Origin of the sequence: Planctomonas deserti (assembly GCF_003067705.1) — a bacterium.
Lineage (GTDB): Bacteria > Actinomycetota > Actinomycetes > Actinomycetales > Microbacteriaceae > Planctomonas > Planctomonas deserti.
Window position 1 is genome coordinate 1 of the sequence record NZ_QANL01000218.1, and the last position, 516, is coordinate 516.

The 516-nt window shown below is 67.1% G+C and carries 1 protein-coding gene; it reads left to right on the forward strand.

Going from position 1 to position 516, the window contains the following annotated elements; genetic code table 11:
- Nucleotides 1–42: 42 nt before the first annotated feature.
- Nucleotides 43–516, forward strand: a 474-nt coding sequence (locus DAI20_RS20365; RefSeq protein WP_205781550.1) for a glutamate-cysteine ligase family protein, incomplete at its 3' end; no start/stop codon positions are given.

Here is a 516-nt window from a genome sequence, read left to right on the forward strand (position 1 = left end):
GCGAGCCCCACATCCCCCGCCACCGTCCAGCGAGCCTTTCCCTTGTCGAGCCCCAGCCACGTCGCCGATACCCCCATTACCGACCGCTCGCAGCTGGTGGAGGTGATCGCCTCCGGCGAGAAGCCCCGCGCGCAGTGGCGCATCGGCACCGAGCACGAGAAGTTCGGGTTCCGCCTGGATGACCTGCGCCCGCCGACCTTTGAAGGCGAGCGCGGCATCGAAGCGCTGCTCAACGGCCTGGTCCGCTTCGGCTGGGAGCCGGTGCAGGAGAACGGCAACACGATCGCCCTGCTGCGCGATGGTGCCTCGGTCACGCTGGAACCTGCCGGTCAGTTGGAACTGTCCGGCGCGGCGCTGGAGACCATCCACCAGACCTGCGTGGAGACCGGCACCCATCTCAACGAAGTGGCACAGGTGGCCGGTGAGCTGCAGCTCGGCTTCCTCGGCATGGGCTTCCAGCCGAAGTGGAAGCGCGATGAAATGCCGTGGATGCCAAAGGGCCGCTACAAGATCATG